Raw genomic sequence first — 17861 nt, 5'->3', positions numbered from 1 at the left:
GGGCAGGGCTCGCCGGTCCGTCGCGTCCGTCGTCGAGCGCCGTCAGAGCGCCAGGGCGGCGAGGCCGTCCCGGGGGACGGGGCGGACGCGGCCGCGGTCGAGGGTGACGATCTCGTCGGCCGCGGCGAGGCCCGACCGCTCGTGGGTGACCAGGAGCGTGGTGCGGCCGCGGGTGGCGTCGAGGATGTCGGCGAGTACGGCGGCGGCGGTGTCGGGGTCGAGTCCCTCGGTGGGTTCGTCCAGCACGAGGACGGGCGGGTCGGCGAGCAGCGCGCGGGCCAGGAGCAGGCGCCTGCGCTGGCCGCCCGACATGGTGGCGCCGTCCCCGCCGACGAGGGTGTCCCAGCGGTCGGGCAGCGACTCGATCCAGTCCAGGAGCCGGGCCCTGCGGGCCGCTTCGCGCAGGTCGGCGTCCGTGGCGTCGGGGCGGGCCAGGAGCAGGTTGGCGCGGATCGTGGTGTGGAAGACGTGCGCGTCCTGGGTCATGCCGGTGATCACGCGGCGGACGTCGGCCCCGGCGCAGTCACGCAGTTCGCGCCCGCCGACCAGGATGCTGCCGGCCTCGTACGGGACGAACCGCATGAGCGCCGCGATCAGCGTCGACTTGCCGGACCCGCTGGCGCCGAGGAGCACGACCCGGCGGCCGGGCGGCAGGCGCAGGCTCACCCCGTCCAGGGCCGGGGGACCGCCGGGGCGGTGTCGTACCCGCAGGCCGGTGATGTCCACCCCGAGCGGCTCGTCGGTGGCGAGCGGGGCCGGCGCGGGCGGGTCGGCGACCGGGGGCGGTGTGTCCATGAGGTCCGCCAGCCGGCGTGCGGAGGCCCGCACCGCGACGAGGCGGCGGGCCGCGCCGGGCAGGGGCACGAGAGCCTCGAAGGAGACCAGCGCGAGGACCGCGAGGACGGTGAGGTGCACGGCGGGCAGCGTGCCGGCCGCGTGCGCGCGCAGCGCGAGCCAGGTGACGCCGACCGTCGCCGCGCCCTGGAGCAGCAGCACCACGGCCGAGGCCGACGAGGTGGTCAGGGCCCCCAGGCGCTCCAGCGACGCGATCCGGGCGGAGGCCCCGCGGGCCCGCTCGTGGGCGCGGTCCCGGGCGCCGTACGCGGCGAGATCGGCGGCCCCCTGGGTCAGATCCAGGGTGGCTACGGCGAGTTCGGCGCGCGCCGCCTTCTCGGCGCGGCCCGCACGGCGGGACAGGGCGAGTACCAGGACGGGCACGAGGAGTCCCGCCACGGCCAGCAGCAGCCCGAGCAGCGCGCCCGCCTGCGGAAGCAGCAGGGCCGCCGTCGCGGTGGCGGTCGTGGTGACCGCGCAGGCGGCCGCGACCGGGATCAGGACGCGCAGCAGCAGGTCCTGGGCGGCGTCGACGTCGTCGACGAGGCGGGTCAGCAGGTCGCCGCTGCGAAAGGCGGGGGTGCCCGCCGGGGCGAGCGGCACGAGTGTCTCGTAGACCCGGGTGCGGAAACCGGCGACCGCCCGCAGCACGCCGTCGTGGCCGAGGAGCCGGTCGGTGTAGCGCAGCGTTCCGCGCCCCAGGGCCAGGGCCCGTACGGCGACGATCGCGACGCTCACCGAGGCGAGCGGCGGCTGCTGCGCGGCGCGGGTGATCAGCCAGGCGGCGGTGGCCATCAGCGCGGCGGCGGCGAGTTCGCTGCCGGCCGCGGCGAGCGCGGCGGGCAGCAGCCTGCGCCAGTACGGCAGGAGGTGGCGCAGCAGGCGGACGGTGGGGCGGGACCCGCGCCCACGGACGGGCGCGGCGGCCCGGCTGTGCGGAGTCATGAGGCCAACAGCCCTTCGGTGACGGCCGGTCGAGGCGTGACGAGGCTGCCCGCCCGCACCGTGACGATCCGGTCGGCGTGGGGCAGCAGGCTGGTGCGGTGGGCGACCACCACCGCGGTCCGGCCGCGCATGAGCTCGACCGTGGCGCGGGTGACGGCGGCCTCGCTCTCGGGGTCGAGATGGGCGGTCGGTTCGTCGAGGAGCAGCACGGGCGCGTCCTTGAGGAACGCGCGGGCCAGCGCGATCCGCTGGCGCTGGCCGGCGGAGAGCCCGGCACCGTGTTCGCCGAGCACGGTGCCGTACCCGTCCGGCAGTTCCTCGATGAAGCGGTCGGCCGAGGCGGCCCGGGCCGCCGCCCGCACCGCGGCGTCGTCGGCGTCGGGGCGGCCGAGCCGGATGTTGTCCGCGACGGACACCGCGAACAGGTGCGGGCGCTGGGGCACCCACGCCACCTGGGCGCGCCACGCGTCGGGATCGACGTCCGCGAGGTCGGTGCCGTCGGCGGTGACCCGGCCGGAACCGGGGGCCGTGAAGCCGAGCAGCAGGGACAGCAGCGTCGACTTCCCCGCGCCGCTCGGGCCGACCAGGGCCACGTGTTCGCCCGGCCGGACGGTGAGGGAGACGTTCCGCAGGGCCGGAGCGGGGCGGTCCGGGTAGTGGACCGTCACCTCGTCGAGTCGCAGCTGCGCCGTGCGGCCGTCGGGGGCCGGGGCGCGGCCGGCGGTGCGCCCGGTGATCACGCGCCGGCCGCCCATGCCGTCCTCGCCGCTCTCGTCGTCGAGGATCGCGAAGACCCGCTCGGCCACCGCGATGCCCTCGGCGCTGTCGTGGAAGGCCGCGCCCGCGGCCCGCAGCGGCAGATACGCCTCGGGGGCGAGGAACAGGACGGTCAGGGCCGTACGCAGGTCCAGCTCGCCGCCGAGCAGCCGCAGGCCCACCGGCACGGCCACCAGTGCCACGGAGAGGGTGGCGACCGTCTCCAGGACGAGGGAGGACAGGAACGCCACTCGCAGCGTCCGCATGGTGGCCCGCCGGTGGGCGTCGGCCATCTCGCCCACCACCCGGGTCTGGTGCTCCTCGCGGCCGAACGCGCGCAGCGTCGGCAGTCCGGCCACCACGTCCAGGAAGTGGCCGCCCAGTCTGGCCAGCAACCGCCACTGCCGGGCGGTGCGCTGGGCGGTGTGCATGCCGACCAGGGCGCCGAACACGGGGATCAGCGGCAGCGTCACGACGATGATCAGAGCCGAGGTCCAGTCGGTCCAGCACAGCCACGCGACGACGACGAGGGGGACCACCGCGGTGGCCGTCATCGTGGGCAGGTAGCCGACGACGTACGGGTCCAGGGCGTCGAGGCCGCGGGTGAGCAGGGTGGCCGTCTCGCCGTGGCGGCGGGCCGTCAGACGCAGCGGGCCGGTGTGCCGCAGCCGGCCGGTGATCCGGTCCCGCAGCGTGTCCTTGGCGTCGGCCGCGGCGCGCTGGGCGAGGGTCCCGCGGACCCAGGTCAGCAGCGCGCGCAGCGCCATGACGGCGGCCGGCGCGGCGAGCGAGGCGCCCCGCACCGGGTGTCCGGCGAAGCCCTCCGCGAGGACCCTCGCCAGCAGGGCCGCCTGGCCGACCACCAGCCCGGCGCCCAGCAGCGCCAGCACCGCGGAGTACGTCATGTGCCGCCGCAGGGCCGGGATTTCCCGCATCAGACGGCGTTCGACCGGCTTCATCCCGGGGTCCCCCTCGTCGCTGGGTACGGTTCAGAAGTAGCTGGGATGGCGCCGGCCCGTGCGCCCCCGGAAGGCCCACCAGCTCCAGGCCTGGTACGCCAGGATCGTCGGGACCACCGCGACGCCGAACACGGAGAGGATCTTCAGGGTGGCGCTGTCGGTGACGGCCTGGTCGATCGTCAGGCCCGCCCCGGCCGAGCTGATCAGGAGGTACGGGTAGTGGCCCGCCCCCACGAGCAGCACGGGCAGCAGCGCCGCGCAGCAGGTGGCCGCGAACGCCCGGACGTGGTGCCCCTGGGTCAGGTACCACCAGGCACCGGCCAGCGCCGCCGCGAACAGGGCGGCGATGACCGCCGAGGTCGCGCGGTTCGTCATCGAGGCGCCCGCTCCGAAGAACGTCAGCAGCAGCGGGAGCAGGCCGACGGCGCCGGCCGCGCGCACGAGCGCCGCGCCCAGCCGGCGTGCCGTGGCGGCGAGTCCGGGCGCCGAGCGCAGGGCGACGAAGGCGGCCCCGTGCGCGGCGAAGAGCAGCGCGGTGGTCACCCCGCAGCCGAGCACGAACGGCGAGAACACCTCACCGGCCCCGATGTGGAAGCTGCCGTCGGCCCGCCGGGGCACGCCGTGCAGCAGCAGGCCCAGGACGAGGCCCCAGCACAGCGCGGGCAGCGTGCCGCCGAACACGATCAGGGCGTCCCACCAGCGGCGGCCGCGGTCGCTGTGCGCACGGCCGCGCAGCTGGACCGCGGCGTTGCCGAGGACGAGTCCGACGAGGATCGCCACGATCAGCGGGTACAGGCCGGACAGCAGGGTGCCCTCCAGGTGCGGGAAGGCCCCGAACAGGACACCGGCGAAGGCCACCAGCCAGACCTCGTTGCCCAGGAAGAACGGTGCCATGGCGTCGAGGGCGGCGTTCCGGCCGGTCCGCTCCGCCTTCTCGCCGTCCGGGGCGCGGAGGAAGGGATGCAGCATCTGTACGCCGTAGTCGTAGCCACCGAGCACGAAGTATCCGGCGAGGAGCAGGCCGAGCAGGCCCAGCCAGAGGGTCTCCAGACTCATGTCGTTCAACTTTCCGTCTTAGCGGGGAGGTTCGCTGTGCGCCGGACCGGTGGGACCGGCTCAGAAGGCCGGGACCGCCTGCCTGCCGTCGGCGCCGCTGCCGGGAACGTCGTCGGCGAGCGGCTCGGTGGCGCCGAGCTGGGTCGCGTCCGGGCCGCGGCGGGCGAAGCGGGCGATCAGGGTCCAGTTCGTCACCGCGAGTGCGACGAAGATGGCGATGAACACCACGCAGGACACGGCCAGCGAGGCCCTGCTGACGTGGGAGAGCGCGTCGTCGACCGTCAACTGGCCGTACACCAGCCAGGGCTGGCGCCCGACCTCGCGGAAGACCCAGCCGCCCACGGCGGCGATGAAGGGGAACGGGATCACGGCGGTCATCAGGTACGCCAGCGGACGCCAGCGCACCAGCCAGTCCTTCCACAGCAGGAAGACGGCGACGAACGTGATGGTGGACACGGTGTTGCCGATGATCGTCATCGTGTCCATCGCGATCCGCAGCCAGTCGTGCGGCGGTACGTAGTTGCCGGGCCCGTGCTCCCTGACGAGCTGCGCCTGCAGATGGGCGACGCCGTCGTTGTTCAGGGCGGCCATCTTCATGGGCTGCGTCCGGTTCAGCACCGGGATCTGCAGCTGGCCGACGATGATGACGAAGAACGAGGCGAGCATGCCCACCCAGACGCCCAGCCGCAGGGAACTGCGGAACAGCTGTGTCTCCTTGGTGCCCCGGGCGAAGTGGAAGGCACTGACCCCGGCGACGAAGACGCCGCCCGTGGTGAGCGCACCGAGGGTGAGGTGGCCGAGGGCTATCAGGGCGTTGGGGTTGGTGAGCAGGGCACCGAAGTCGGTCAGATAGGCGGCGCCGTCGCGGACCTGGTATCCGACGGGGTGCTGCATGAAGCCGTTGGCGATCAGGATCCAGAAGCCGGAGGCGTACGCGGTCAGCGTGACCAGCCAGATCAGCGTGACGTGCACGCCTCGGCGCATACGGCCCCAGCCGAAGATCCACATGCCGAGGAAGGTGGACTCGGCGAAGAAGGCGATGAGGGTTTCCAGTGCCAGCGGGGCGCCGAAGACATTGCCCGCGAACTTGCTCAGGCCGCTCCAGCTGAGCCCGAACTGGAACTCCATGACGAGGCCGGTGACGATGCCGACCGCGTAGTTGATGACGTAGAGCTGGCCCCAGAAGCGGGTCATGCGCTCCCGGAGTGCTCTCTTGGCGGGATCACGGGTGAACGCGGCCCAGGTGTGCATGATCGCCACGAGGGGGACGAGCCCCATGGTGAGGATCACGAACAGCCAGTGGACGCTGGTCGTGGCCGCGAACTGGAGTCGGGCCAGATCCGCAGCGCTCATGTTGCGACCTTCCTGAGGGACGGTGGCCGGGTGGGTGTCGGACGGATGCGGGGCCCTCGCTTCGCGTGTGCAGATGCCGGGCGCCGTTGCCCGTCACCTGTGCGGTGACCCCGTGGAAGACCGTAGAGACAATCGCTTATGCATTCCAAGACCGGTTTTGCTATGTGTAGATAACCCGGAAGGCATGAACGAAGGTGGACCGTGGATCTGCTGCAGCTGCGTTACTTCCAGTCCGTCGCCCGCTACGAGCACATCAGCCGCGCGGCGGAGGAGCTGCGCATCGCCCAGCCCTCGCTCAGCCGGGCCATCGCGCGCCTGGAGGCCGAGCTGGGCTCCCCGCTCTTCGACCGGCAGGGCCGCCGTATCCGGCTGAACCAGTACGGCGAGGTGTTCCTGCGCCATGTCGACCGCGCCCTCAGCGAGTTGGACGACGGCCGCAGGGCCGTCAACGAGGCGCGTGACACCGGCCTCGGCCGGGTCAGCGTCGCCTCCGAGACGCTGCTGACGATCAGTTCGCTGCTCGGCAGCTTCCGGGCCGCCTATCCCCGTGCGGACGTCCGGCTCTTCCAGTCGGACGCGGACGAGATGGACCGCCAGCTGCGGGCCCGGGAGGTCGACTTCTGCGTGGCATCGCAGCCGCTGACCGGCACGCACCTGGAGTCGATCGAACTCGTCCGCGAGGAGGTGCTGCTCGGCGTGCCGCAGGGGCACTGGCTCGACGGACGCGACAGCGTGACCGTCCGCGAGGTCGCCGACGAGCCCTTCGTCACCACCCGGCACGGCTGGCAACGCGCCCTGCTGGACCGGCTGTTCGCGTCGGAGGGCCTGACGCCGGTGCTGTCCTGCGAGGGCGACGAACCGGGCGCCAGCGGGGACCTGATCAGCGCCGGCCTCGGCATCGGCCTCATCCCGGCGATGTCCCGCCAGGTCGGTACGCGTATGCGGCTGGCGTGGGTGCACGTGGACGCGCCCGACTGCCACCGGGTGCTCAGCCTGGTGTGGAACCGCGAGACCCACCTGTCCGAAGCGGCCCGCAGATTCCGGGAGTTCGTCACCAGCAAGCCGTTCATGACCCACCGCCTGCCCGACCGGCGCCGCACCCGCCATCCGTCCTAGGATCCGTCTGGCGCGCCGGGGAGCTCCTTTGCTACGCTCCAGCGCGCTGCCGCAAACTCTGGCCGAGGACGTCGCGTGTCCGAACGGTCCGCGTGCGATGGCGAGTTGGCAGGGGTGTCGCGTCCCCCACCGACCATCGGCGGCGCCATCCGTATCTTCCGCTTCCCACTTGACCGGCATCCGTGCCACGGCGCGCCCTCGCGCGCGACCCGGACGCCATCGAGGAGTTCCGCCATGCCCAAAATCACGTACGTCGCCGTCGACGGGGCCGAGCGTTCGGTCGACGTCCCCCTCGGCACGAGCGTCATGCGCGGCGCCGTCTTCAACGACATCGACGGCATCGTCGCCCAGTGCGGCGGCAACGCGCAGTGCGCCACCTGCCACGTCTACGTGGACGAGACCACCCTCGACAAGCTGGAGCCGGCGCAGCAGAACGAGGACGACCTGCTGGACTTCACCGCCTCCCCGCGGCGGCCCACCAGCCGGCTGAGCTGCCAGCTCAAGGTGACCGAGGCCCTGGACGGCCTGATCGTCCACCTCCCCGAACGGCAGAACTGATGGCGGACGGCGCACAGCCCGCGTCCGTGGTCATCGTGGGGGCCGGACAGGCCGGCTACGAGACGGCGGCGGCCCTGCGTGAACGCGGCTACCCGGGGCGCATCACACTCATCAGCGACGAGGACGCCCTGCCGTACGAGCGCCCGCCGCTGTCCAAGGCGTACCTCAAGGGCGAGCAGCACTTCAGCGACGAACAGCTGTGGCTGCGGCCCGTGACGTACTACACCCGCCAGTCGATCGACCTGGTCAGGGGCACGGTGCGGGAGATCGACCCGAGCGCCCGCACGGTCCGTCTCACCGACGGCTCCGGGTACGGCTACGGCCATCTCGTCCTGGCCACCGGGGCTCAGCCGCGGGTGCTCGACGTGCCGGGGGCCGGGCTGCCCGGCGTGCACACGCTGCGCACCGCGCAGGACGCCGCCGCGCTGCGGGCGTCGCTCGCCACCGCCCGGCGCGCGGTGGTGGTGGGGGCCGGGTTCATCGGTCTGGAGTTCGCGGCGACGGCACGGGAGTCGGGCTGCGAGGTGACGGTCGTGGAGGCGCTCGACCGCCCGCTCGCACGCGTCGTCTCGGCGCCCACCGCCGACTACTTCACCCGGCTGCACCGGCGGGCGGGCACCGAGCTGCTGTTCGGCCAGGGTGTCGTCGCCCTGCACGGGGACAGCCGCAGGGGTGTGACGGCCGTGGAACTGTCCGACGGCCGCAGGCTGCCCGCCGACCTGGTCCTCATCGGCGTCGGTGTCGTCCCGCGCACGGAACTGGCCGCCGCGGCCGGCCTCCCGGTCAACGGCGGCATCACGGTCGACTCCCGCCTGCTGACCAGCGATCCGGGCATCTCGGCCATCGGCGACTGCGCGTCGTTCCGGCATGTGCGCTTCGGCAACCGGCTGCGGCTCGAATCGGTGCAGAACGCCGTCGGCCACGCCCGGCTGGTCGCCGAGCGGCTGACCGGGGAGTCCCGTTCCTACGACGAGCTGCCGTGGTTCTGGAGCGACCAGTTCACCACGACTGTCCAGATCGCGGGTCTTGACGAGGGGCACGACTCGGAGATCGTGGTCGGGGACGAGCCCGACGCGTTCTCGGTGCTCCTCTTCCGCGGGGAGGAGCTGCAGGCGGTGGAGTCCGTCAACCGCTCCATGGACCACCTGGCGGCCCGCCGGATTCTCGAACAGGGCATCGGCCTGAGTCCCGACGAGGCGGGCACACCGGACTTCACACTGAAGGGCCATCTCTCGCGTCGGCGGGAAGGCCCCGTGGTGGCCGCCGGCTGAGCACGCTCCCGTCCCGCTCCTCAGCGGGGCGGGGCGTCGTGTGTCGGGTGCGTTTTCCACTCTTGTCACCGTTAGTTTCACCCGGCAGTCAACAGTTTTTCCGATCGTTGATCGCGATTCGGCCAAACCCGAACCGCTTGCCGGTGCCAGGGCTTCGTAAATGATTCAAAGGTTGTCACTGGAACCGCTTGCATCCTGCACAAGATTTTGCCATGATCGTGATGTCATTGGTTCAGCCGCTATGGCAATCAGAGACCGGGGGAATGCTGTGTCTGAATCCGTCAATTCTCAGGGATTCAGCGACGAGGCCGAGCTGCGTCGCATCAATCGCGCCACCGTCGAGCGCTACATGAACACCAGGGGCCAGGACCGGCTGCGCCGGCACGAACTCTTCACCGAGGACGGCATCGGCGGTCTGTGGACCACCGACACCGGTCAGCCCGTCGCCACCCACGGCCGGGACCGGCTGGCCGAACACGCCGTCTGGTCGCTGAAGTGCTTCCCGGACTGGGAGTGGTACAACATCCAGATCTTCGAGACCCAGGACCCCAATCACTTCTGGGTGGAGTGCGACGGACGCGGAAAGATTCTCTTCGGTGACTACCCCGAGGGATACTACGAGAATCACTTCCTGCACTCGTTCGAGCTGGAGAACGGCAAGATCAAGCGGGAGCGGGAGTTTATGAACCCGTTCCAGCAATTGCGGGCGCTCGGTATTCCGGTCCCGGAAATCAAGCGCACCGGAATACCTACCTGACATATAAATCAACACCGCTGGATCGGAGTACGTCTTGGAAGACGTAAAACGGGAGATTCGTATCCGCGGGGCATTACAACAGCCCGATTGGGCTGACCTTTTACAGGTCAGCCGGGTAGGCGAGTCACTCGCCACACGCCCCACCCTCGTACAGGCCGACGACTTGGCCACGCTGCGGACTCTGCTGGGCAAGGTGGCGCTCGGCGAGGCCATGGTGCTGCAGTCCGGGGACTGCGCCGAAGATCCGCAGGAATGCACACGCCACCACGTCGCACGGAAGATCGCGCTGCTCGACCTGCTCGCCGGGTCCCTCGGCCTGATCACCGGCAAACCCGTCCTGCGGGCAGGACGTATCGGGGGGCAGTTCGCCAAGCCCCGATCCAAGCCCACCGAAGTGATCGACGGCGTTGAACTCCCCGTGTTCCGGGGGCACATGGTCAACGGCCCGGAGCCCGACCCGGAAAGCCGCCGTCCCGATCCCCTCCGCATCCTCACCGGCTACATGGCCGCCTCCGACATCGTCGAGCACATGGGCTGGCGCGACCGCGCCGCAGGACGTGAGGTCGTGGAACCGCTGGTGTGGACCAGCCACGAGGCGCTGCTGCTCGACTACGAGATGCCCATGCTGCGCATGGACGACAAGGGCCGGATGTTCCTGGGTTCGACCCACTGGCCGTGGATCGGCGAGCGCACCCGTCAGGTCGAAGGCGCCCATGTAGCCCTGCTCGCCGAGGTGAGCAACCCGGTGGCGTGCAAGGTCGGCCCCGGCATGGAGCCCGACGAGCTGCTCGCCCTGTGCGAGAAGCTCGACCCGTGGCGCGACCCCGGGCGCCTCACCCTCATCGCACGGATGGGAGCCGACGCCGTCGGTGACCGGCTGCCCCGCCTGGTGGACGCCGTACGCGGCGCGGGTCACCCCGTCGTCTGGCTCAGCGACCCGGTGCACGGCAACACCGTCACCGCGCCCGGCGGTTACAAGACACGGCTCGTGGAGACCGTCTCGCTGGAGGTCTCCCGCTTCGTCCAGGCCGTGCGCGCCGGCGGCGGCGTCCCCGGCGGACTCCACCTGGAGACGACGCCGGACGACGTCACCGAGTGCGCCTTCACCGTGGCCGACCTGGACTCCGTCGGGGACCGCTACACATCGTTCTGCGATCCCCGCCTCAACCCGTCGCAGGCCCTCTCCGTGGTCTCGTCCTGGACCGCCTGAGCGCCTGAACAGCCTGAACCGCTGATCCGACGGCTTCGCCGCCCTTTTCTCCCCGCTCCGCTCTGCGCACGAAGCACACGCGCATCCAAGCCAGGAACTGGAGCCATGGCTGGTATACCTCCCATATCCTCCTACCCGTTGCCCGCCGAGGGGGACCTCCCTCCGGCTGTCGTGCCCTGGAACGCCGAGCCCGACCGGTCCGTCCTTCTGGTCCACGACATGCAGCGGTACTTCCTCAAGCCCTTCCCGAGCGACCTGCGCCAGGAGCTGGTCCGCAACGCGGCACGACTGCGTGACCGCTGCGCCGCACTCGGCATCCCGGTCGCCTACACCGCCCAGCCGGGCAGCATGACCGACGCCGAGCGCGGACTGCTCAAGGACTTCTGGGGCCCCGGCATGCGGGCCGAGCCCGCGGACCGCCAGGTGGTCGACGACCTCGCGCCGGCCGAGCACGACTGGCAGCTCACCAAGTGGCGCTACAGCGCCTTCTTCAAGACCGACCTGCTCCAGCGGATGCGTGCCGAAGGCCGCGACCAGCTCGTCCTGTGCGGCGTCTACGCCCACGTCGGCGTACTGGCCACCGCCGTCGACGCCTTCACCCACGACATCCAGCCGTTCTTCGTCGCGGACGCCACGGCTGACTTCTCGGAGGACTACCACCGCTCGGCGCTCACCTACGCCGCCGAGCGGTGCGCCCTCGTCACCACGTCCAAGGCGCTGTTCTCATGACGTACGGCCCACCGGGAACCCCCGGGCACGACATGGCCGCCGACCTGCTCGACCAGGTCGTGAACGGCCGGCCCGAGGCGTTCGCCCTGCTGCACCGGCCGGGCACGACCGGCCCCGGCGTCGTCGAGGTCCTGACCGGCTCGGTGTCCCAGCCCGCCACGCTGGCCGACATCCCGCTGCCCCCCGCACCGGACCCCGGCGCCGGTGCGCACCACGAGGTCCTCGTCGTCGTCCCCTACCGGCAGCTCACCGAGCGCGGCTTCGCCTGCGCCGACGACGGCACGCCGCTGGTGGCGATGACCGTCACCGGCCAGCAACGGCTGCCGCTCGGCGAGGCACTGGCCCGCATCCCCGATGTGCCGACCCCGCTGGCGGGCGGTGACTTCGACGTCGACGACGAGGCGTACGAGGACGTGGTGCGCCGCATCGTCAAGGAGATGATCGGCACGGGGGAGGGCGCGAACTTCGTCATCAAGCGCACCTTCGTCGCCGACATCACGGGCTACGGACCGCACAGCGCTCCCGCGCTGTTCCGCCGGCTCCTGGAGCGCGAGTCGGGTGCCCACTGGACGTTCCTGATCCACACGGGCACCCGGACCCTGGTCGGCGCCTCGCCCGAGAGGCACGTCAGCCTCCAGGGCGGTACGGCCGTCATGAACCCCATCAGCGGCACGTACCGGTATCCGCCCTCGGGCCCCACACTGTCGGGCGTGCTGGAGTTCCTCGGCGACCGCAAGGAGACCGACGAGCTCTACATGGTCCTCGACGAGGAACTCAAGATGATGGCCCGGATCTGCGCCGCGGGCGGCCGCGTCGTGGGCCCCTACCTCAAGGAGATGGCCAGGGTCGCGCACACCGAGTACTTCATCGAGGGACGCACCGACCGCGACGTCCGCGACATCCTCCGCGAGACGATGTTCGCCCCCACGGTCACCGGCAGCCCGCTGGAGAGCGCCTGCCGCATCATCCGGCAGTACGAGCCGGGAGGCCGTGGCTACTACAGCGGCGTCGCCGCGCTCATCGGGCGGGACGCCGACGGGGAGCGGGTCATGGACTCCGCGATCCTCATCCGCACCGCGGACATCACCAACGAGGGACACATCGGCATCGGTGTGGGCGCCACCATCGTGCGCCACTCCGACCCCGCCTCCGAGGCCGCGGAGACACGCGCCAAGGCGGCCGGGCTCGTCGCCGCCCTCAACGGAGACACGAAGGAACGCTTCTCGGAGCATCCGCACGTGCGCCGGGCCCTGGAACTGCGCAACGAGTCCATCGCCGGGTTCTGGCTGTCCGACGCCGAGGCACGCACGTCGTCGCTGCCGGAACTGGCCGGCCGCAGTGTCCTCGTCGTGGACGCCGAGGACACCTTCACGTCGATGATCGACCAGCAGCTGCGGTCCCTGGGACTGCGGGCGACGGTCCGCCGCTACGACGAGGAGTACGACTTCGAGGGCTACGACCTGGTCGTGATGGGGCCGGGTCCGGGCGACCCGCAGGAGACCGCGCACCCCAAGATGCGGCACCTGCACACGGCGGTCGGCACACTGCTGCGCGAACGCCGGCCGTTCCTCGCCGTGTGCCTCAGCCACCAGGTCCTCGGGCTCAGGCTCGGCCTGCCCCTGCGCCGCAGGGCGGTGCCGAACCAGGGGGTGCAGAAGGAGATCGACCTGTTCGGCGCCACCGAACGCGTCGGCTTCTACAACACCTTCGCCGCCGTCAGCGAGCAGGACGCGTTCGACGCGGACGGCATCGGCCCGGTCCGGGTGAGCCGGGACCCGGCCACCGGGGAGGTGCACGCGCTGCTCGGTCCGGGCTTCGCCTCCCTGCAGTTCCACCCCGAGTCCGTACTCACCCGGGAAGGACCCCGCATCGTGGGCACGGCCCTGGCCGGCCTGCTCGCGCCGGCCCGCACCCCCGGCCCGGCCTGATCCGGCTCCGCCCCCAAGACCGCCGGGTCGGCGCGATCCCCCGCGCGCCGGCCCGGCTCCTCCCGCCTGCCCGCCCTCCGATCCGGAGTGCGGCACGGCGAAGCCCTCTACACGAGTGGGAGAGACCATGCACACGTATGTCGTCGTCGACGCGTTCGCGAGACGGCCCCTGACCGGCAACCCGGTGGCGGTGTTCTTCGACGCCGACGACCTGACCGCCGAGCAGATGCAGTCCATCGCCCGGGAGATGAACCTCTCGGAGACCACCTTCGTACGCCGCGCCGAGCAGGACGGCGACCACCACGTACGGATCTTCACCCCGGTCAACGAACTCCCCTTCGCGGGGCACCCGTTGCTCGGCACCGCCATCGCGCTGGGCGGCCGCACCGACGCGGACCGGCTGAAGATCGAGACCGCCATGGGCGTCATCCCGTTCGAGCTGGAACGCGAGGACGGCAAGGCCGTCTCGGCGCGCATGCGCCAGCCGGTGCCCGTGTGGGAGCCCTTCGACCGCGCCGAGGAACTCCTGGAGGCACTGGGCGTCAGCGAGTCGACGCTCCCGGTGGAGATCTACCGCAACGGCCCCCGCCACGTCCTGGTCGGCTTCGAGAGCGTCGAGGCCCTGTCGAAGGTGGACCCCGACCACCGGGCTCTCGCCCGCTTCCCGGACATGGCGACCAACTGCATCGCCGGATCGGGGAGGACCTGGCGCAACCGCATGTTCTCGCCCGCCTACGGGGTCGTGGAGGACGCCGCGACCGGCTCCGCCGCCGGACCCATCGCGATCCACCTGGCCCGGCACGGCCTCGCCGCCTACGGGCAGGACATGGAGATCACCCAGGGCGTCGAGATCGGCCGCCCCTCGCCGATGGGCGCACTCGTGCACGGCGAGGGCGACCGGGTCGACTCCGTGGAGGTCTTCGGCCACGGTGCCGTCGCGCTCGAAGGGGTGCTGCATGTCTGACCCGTCCCAGCCGGCCGGAACCCTGAACGGCCACGGCTCCGGCCGCCGTTCGGAGACGCTCACCGGCACCGTCGAGGTGGCCTTCCCCGAGTTCCTCGCACCGCCCCCCGAGCCGATGGGGCTGCTGACCTCGTGGCTGGACAGCAGTGTCGCCCACGGGGTGCGGGAGCCGCGCGCGCTGGCCCTGGCCACCGCCGACGCCAGGGGGCGCGCCTCCTCCCGCATCGTGGCGATCAACTCGGTGTCGGACGCCGGGATCGTCTTCATCACCCACGCCGACAGCCAGAAGGGCCGGGAGCTGGCCGAGAACCCCTGGGCATCCGGTGTCCTGTACTGGAGGGAGACCAGCCAGCAGATCACGCTCGCGGGCCCCGTGCACCGGCTGCCCGACGCGGAGGCGGACGCCCTCTGGTCCGCGCGGCCCGTCTTCACCCACGCCATGAGCGCCGCCTCCCGGCAGAGCACGCCGCTGGACGGCCTCGACCACGTCGCCGAACTGCGGGCCAGGGCCCGGCAGCTGGGCGAGCCGCAACGGCCCCTGCCGCGCCCCGAGACGTTCGCGGCCTACCGGCTCGAACCCGCGAGCGTCGAGTTCTGGGGCAACGGCACCGACCGGCTGCACGAGCGACTGCGCTACGACCGAGACGGCGACGGCTGGGCGATCAGCCGGCTCCAGCCGTGACCGCCCTCACCCTCACCCTGCCGGAGAGCTGATGACCCCGCCCCTGTTCACCGATCCGGGAACCCCCGCTCCCGTGTTCACCGACCACCACGACCTCAGGGAGCGCAACCGGCGCGCGGTGGAGCAGTACATGGAGACCGGTGCGGAGGCCCGGCTGCGCAGGTACACCCTCTACACCGAGGACGGCACCGCGTCCCTGTTCAACACCGACATCGGCCGGCCCATCGTGGTCAAGGGCCGGGAGAAGCTGAAGCGGCACGGCCAGCTCTCCCTGGAGGTGCTGCCCGACTGGCAGTGGTTCGACGTGCACATCTACGAGACGCAGGACCCGGCCGTCATCTGGGTCGAGTGCGACGGCGAGGGCACGATCCGGTTCCCCGGCTACCCCGAGGGCCGCTACCGCAACCACTTCATCCATGGCTTCACGCTGAGCGACGGGCGCATCGCCTCCAGCCGCGAGTACACCAACCCGATCGAGCACATGCGCGCCCTCAGCATCGACACACCGCACATCAAGCGGGACTGGATCCCCTCCTGACGGGCCGCGCGCTCCGGTCCGTGCCGCGTCGAGCGCCCGGTGCCCCTGCCCATGGGGGCTCCGGCACCGGTGCTGACGCCCGAGGCCGGAGCCCTGCCTTCCTGTCGTGACCGAGGAGTCGCATGTCCCACCAGCCGCTGAACGAACCGCCCGTCATCCCCCACCCGCGTGCGTCGGCGACCGCCTTCGTCGGTGACGCGCCGGGCCTTCCGGCCGAGCCGGTCTTCGTCCGCAACCCGCGCGAACTGTCGGAGACCGTCCCGCCGGGAGGCACCCCCGCACACGCGCCCTCCTTCGTCCGCGACGCCGTGCTCGGCCACTTCCGCAACGGCGGTGGCGGGGTCTGGATCACCGGAACGGCCCCGGACGCGGACCGTGTCGCCGCCTACCGGTCCGCGCTCGCCGGGCTGGCGCGCATCCCGGAGATCACCCTCGTGGTGGCGCCGGATCTGTGGCGGGTGGAGACCGACGCCCACGGCATCGCCCAGGCGATCGCCGAGCACTGCGGCCACCTGGGCAACCGGGTCGCCCTCCTGCACACCCGGCAGGGCCTCGCCCCCGCCGAGGTGACGAGCAGGCCGTTCCGGCTGGCCGAGCCGGCCGCCCGGTTCGCCGCCGTCTACTACCCGTGGATCGTCGTCACCGACGCCGACGGGACACAGCGCCCGGTACCGCCGTCGGGTCACGTGTCCGGGCTCTGCCACCGCCTCGAAGCCGAGCAGGGCGTGCACACGGCGCCCGCGAGCGAGCTGCGGACCGCCCTCCAGCACGAGCGGGAGCTCTCCGACGCGGAGCAGGCGGCCCTCGGCGACCTGGGGGTGAACTGTCTGCGGTTCTTCCCCGGGGAGGGCACCCGGGTGGTGGGCGCACGCACGCTGTCGACCGAGCCCGACTGGACGCACCTCGGCGTGCGACGCCTGGTGAACCACGCCCGCGCGGCCCTCGAACAGGGGATCCGGCGGGCCGCCGCCGAGCCGGCCGGCACCCCGGTGCGGACCAGGGTGCACCGGTCCGCCACGGCGTTCCTGACCGACCTGTGGCACCGGGGAGCACTGCACGGCCGGTCCGCCGACGAGGCGTTCCGGCTCGTGTGCGACGCCGGCGACGACACCGCCGGGGCCACGGCACACGGCACGGTGACCCTCGATGTCGGCCTCGCCGCCGTGCGCCCGGCCGAGTTCATCGATTTCCGCATTCAGCAGCCCGTCGGACTCCGCAGCATGACGAGGAGATGAACCCATGGATGTCAGGCAGCTGGAACGCCGTCTGCGCGCACTTCCTGATCTCCACCAGGAGTGCCTGCACGACATCTTGACGACAACCCGGCTGAGGAACCCGACAAAGGTGTCGGGAAGCCGCAGGCGGGATTACCTGAACATGTCCGCCCTCGACGCCCGGAGTGACGTACTCGCCATTCTGGAGTCGTGGTCGGACTTCGTCGCGGAAAAGCTCGGAGCGGTTGCCCCTGCGCGCTCCGTTCCCCAGCTGGCACGCTTCCTCGTACGCCACCTGGAGTGGCTCACCACGCAGCCTCCGGCTGCCGACTTCGCCGCCGAGATCGAGGACCTCCACGGCGAGTTGCAGCGCGCCATCGATCATGAACCGAGTGATCCCCGGTCACCCCTCGTCGAGTGCGTCATGGACGGCTGCACCGGGACGATCAACGCGACACCGCAGAAGACCGGAAACGGGGAGAAGAGCAGCATCAGCTGTTCTTCCGGACACAAGTGGGAGATACGCGAATGGCTCACTCTACGGCACCTCATGGATCGCCGACGAAAGCGTGCCGCGTGAACAAACCACCGCGCCACAGGCTGGTGCCGACGAACGTGGCCGCCCTTGCCGTGGGCGTGACCGAGGCGACCATCCGCAAATGGGTGACCCGCGGGAAGATAACGCGCTACGGCACACCGGGCCGTCTGGAGTTCGACATAGAGGAACTCACCGAGATCGCGATACGGCGTCGGCCCTGACCGGCCGCGTACCGTCCCCGGCCGTCGTTCCGTGAACGGCCGGGGACGGCGCCATGTCCGCGGACCGGCTCACTGCCCGACCTCGCCGTAGGCGGCGAGGAGGACGGCCGGGTCGGGTCCTTCCAGGACGGTCGGCCTGGCCAGGCCGTCCAGGACGATGAAGCGCAGCCGGTCGCCGCGGGACTTCTTGTCGACCTTCATCGTCTCCAGCAGCCTGGGCCACTGGTCGTAG

The 17861-nt window shown here is 71.7% G+C and carries 17 protein-coding genes and 1 pseudogene; 13 read left to right on the top strand and 5 right to left on the bottom strand.

The window, feature by feature from the left end; translation table 11 throughout:
- Positions 1–42: 42 nt before the first annotated feature.
- Genes cydC through ABT171_RS03045 form a run of 4 tightly spaced genes read right to left on the bottom strand, consistent with a single transcriptional unit; the run spans position 43 to position 5903 of the window.
- On the bottom strand, positions 43–1779 hold the full coding sequence (gene cydC / locus ABT171_RS03060; RefSeq protein WP_351239179.1) for a thiol reductant ABC exporter subunit CydC: 1737 nt from the start codon (positions 1777–1779) through the stop codon (positions 43–45).
- Positions 1776–3494 (bottom strand): thiol reductant ABC exporter subunit CydD, encoded by a 1719-nt coding sequence (gene cydD / locus ABT171_RS03055; RefSeq protein WP_351239177.1) that lies wholly within the window; start codon positions 3492–3494, stop codon positions 1776–1778. The genes cydC and cydD overlap by 4 nt, the downstream gene beginning before the upstream one ends.
- 30 nt (positions 3495–3524) lie before the next feature.
- The gene (gene cydB / locus ABT171_RS03050) at positions 3525–4550 is read right to left on the bottom strand and encodes a cytochrome d ubiquinol oxidase subunit II (protein ID WP_351239175.1); all 1026 of its coding nucleotides are present in this window, start codon (positions 4548–4550) and stop codon (positions 3525–3527) included.
- 60 nt (positions 4551–4610) lie between these two features.
- Positions 4611–5903, bottom strand: coding sequence for a cytochrome ubiquinol oxidase subunit I (locus tag ABT171_RS03045; RefSeq protein ID WP_351239173.1), 1293 nt, complete (start codon positions 5901–5903; stop codon positions 4611–4613).
- A 201-nt stretch (positions 5904–6104) separates the two neighbouring features.
- Here ABT171_RS03045 and ABT171_RS03040 point away from each other — a divergent pair, with 201 nt between their 5' ends.
- The 13 genes from ABT171_RS03040 (at position 6105) to ABT171_RS02980 (ending at position 17629) form a co-directional block, all read left to right on the top strand.
- A complete protein-coding gene (locus ABT171_RS03040; protein WP_351239171.1) occupies positions 6105–7019 on the top strand; it encodes a LysR family transcriptional regulator in 915 nt (304 codons plus the stop codon).
- A 234-nt stretch (positions 7020–7253) separates the two neighbouring features.
- Positions 7254–7577, top strand: coding sequence for a 2Fe-2S iron-sulfur cluster-binding protein (locus ABT171_RS03035; RefSeq protein WP_351239169.1), 324 nt, complete (start codon positions 7254–7256; stop codon positions 7575–7577).
- Positions 7577–8848, top strand: a complete 1272-nt coding sequence (locus tag ABT171_RS03030; RefSeq protein WP_351239167.1) for an NAD(P)/FAD-dependent oxidoreductase — start codon at positions 7577–7579, stop codon at positions 8846–8848. Before ABT171_RS03035 ends, ABT171_RS03030 begins: the two co-directional genes overlap by 1 nt.
- A 268-nt stretch (positions 8849–9116) precedes the next feature.
- On the top strand, positions 9117–9605 hold the full coding sequence (locus ABT171_RS03025) for a PhzA/PhzB family protein (protein WP_351239165.1): 489 nt from the start codon (positions 9117–9119) through the stop codon (positions 9603–9605).
- A 34-nt stretch (positions 9606–9639) separates the two neighbouring features.
- On the top strand, positions 9640–10815 hold the full coding sequence (locus tag ABT171_RS03020) for a 3-deoxy-7-phosphoheptulonate synthase (RefSeq protein ID WP_351239163.1): 1176 nt from the start codon (positions 9640–9642) through the stop codon (positions 10813–10815).
- Positions 10816–10920: 105 nt separating this feature from the next.
- The gene (locus ABT171_RS03015) at positions 10921–11544 is read left to right on the top strand and encodes an isochorismatase family protein (RefSeq protein WP_351239161.1); all 624 of its coding nucleotides are present in this window, start codon (positions 10921–10923) and stop codon (positions 11542–11544) included.
- On the top strand, positions 11541–13472 hold the full coding sequence (locus ABT171_RS03010; RefSeq protein ID WP_351239159.1) for an anthranilate synthase family protein: 1932 nt from the start codon (positions 11541–11543) through the stop codon (positions 13470–13472). The genes ABT171_RS03015 and ABT171_RS03010 overlap by 4 nt, the downstream gene beginning before the upstream one ends.
- A 127-nt stretch (positions 13473–13599) precedes the next feature.
- Entirely contained in the window at positions 13600–14436 is an 837-nt protein-coding gene (locus ABT171_RS03005) for a PhzF family phenazine biosynthesis protein (protein WP_351239157.1), read from the top strand.
- Positions 14429–15118, top strand: coding sequence for a phenazine biosynthesis FMN-dependent oxidase PhzG (gene phzG, locus ABT171_RS03000; protein ID WP_351239155.1), 690 nt, complete (start codon positions 14429–14431; stop codon positions 15116–15118). The genes ABT171_RS03005 and phzG overlap by 8 nt, the downstream gene beginning before the upstream one ends.
- Positions 15119–15149: 31 nt before the next feature.
- Positions 15150–15656, top strand: a complete 507-nt coding sequence (locus ABT171_RS02995; RefSeq protein ID WP_351239153.1) for a PhzA/PhzB family protein — start codon at positions 15150–15152, stop codon at positions 15654–15656.
- A 122-nt stretch (positions 15657–15778) separates the two neighbouring features.
- Positions 15779–16891 carry a phage tail sheath family protein gene (locus tag ABT171_RS02990; protein ID WP_351239151.1) on the top strand — a complete coding sequence of 371 codons (1113 nt, stop codon included), beginning with the start codon at positions 15779–15781 and terminating at the stop codon, positions 16889–16891.
- A gap of 4 nt (positions 16892–16895) precedes the next feature.
- Positions 16896–17450, top strand: coding sequence for a hypothetical protein (locus ABT171_RS02985; protein WP_351239149.1), 555 nt, complete (start codon positions 16896–16898; stop codon positions 17448–17450).
- Positions 17447–17629 (top strand): hypothetical protein, encoded by a 183-nt coding sequence (locus ABT171_RS02980; protein ID WP_351239147.1) that lies wholly within the window; start codon positions 17447–17449, stop codon positions 17627–17629. The genes ABT171_RS02985 and ABT171_RS02980 overlap by 4 nt, the downstream gene beginning before the upstream one ends.
- 69 nt (positions 17630–17698) lie before the next feature.
- Here the strand turns inward: ABT171_RS02980 and ABT171_RS02975 are convergent.
- A pseudogene (locus ABT171_RS02975) lies at positions 17699–17861 on the bottom strand (3-dehydroquinate synthase); the annotation flags it as partial.

This window comes from Streptomyces sp. NPDC001851 (assembly GCF_040297165.1).
Taxonomy (GTDB): Bacteria; Actinomycetota; Actinomycetes; order Streptomycetales; family Streptomycetaceae; genus Streptomyces.
The sequence above is the reverse complement of the archived record's forward strand: the minus strand, read 5'-3'. Positions and strand labels throughout refer to the sequence as shown.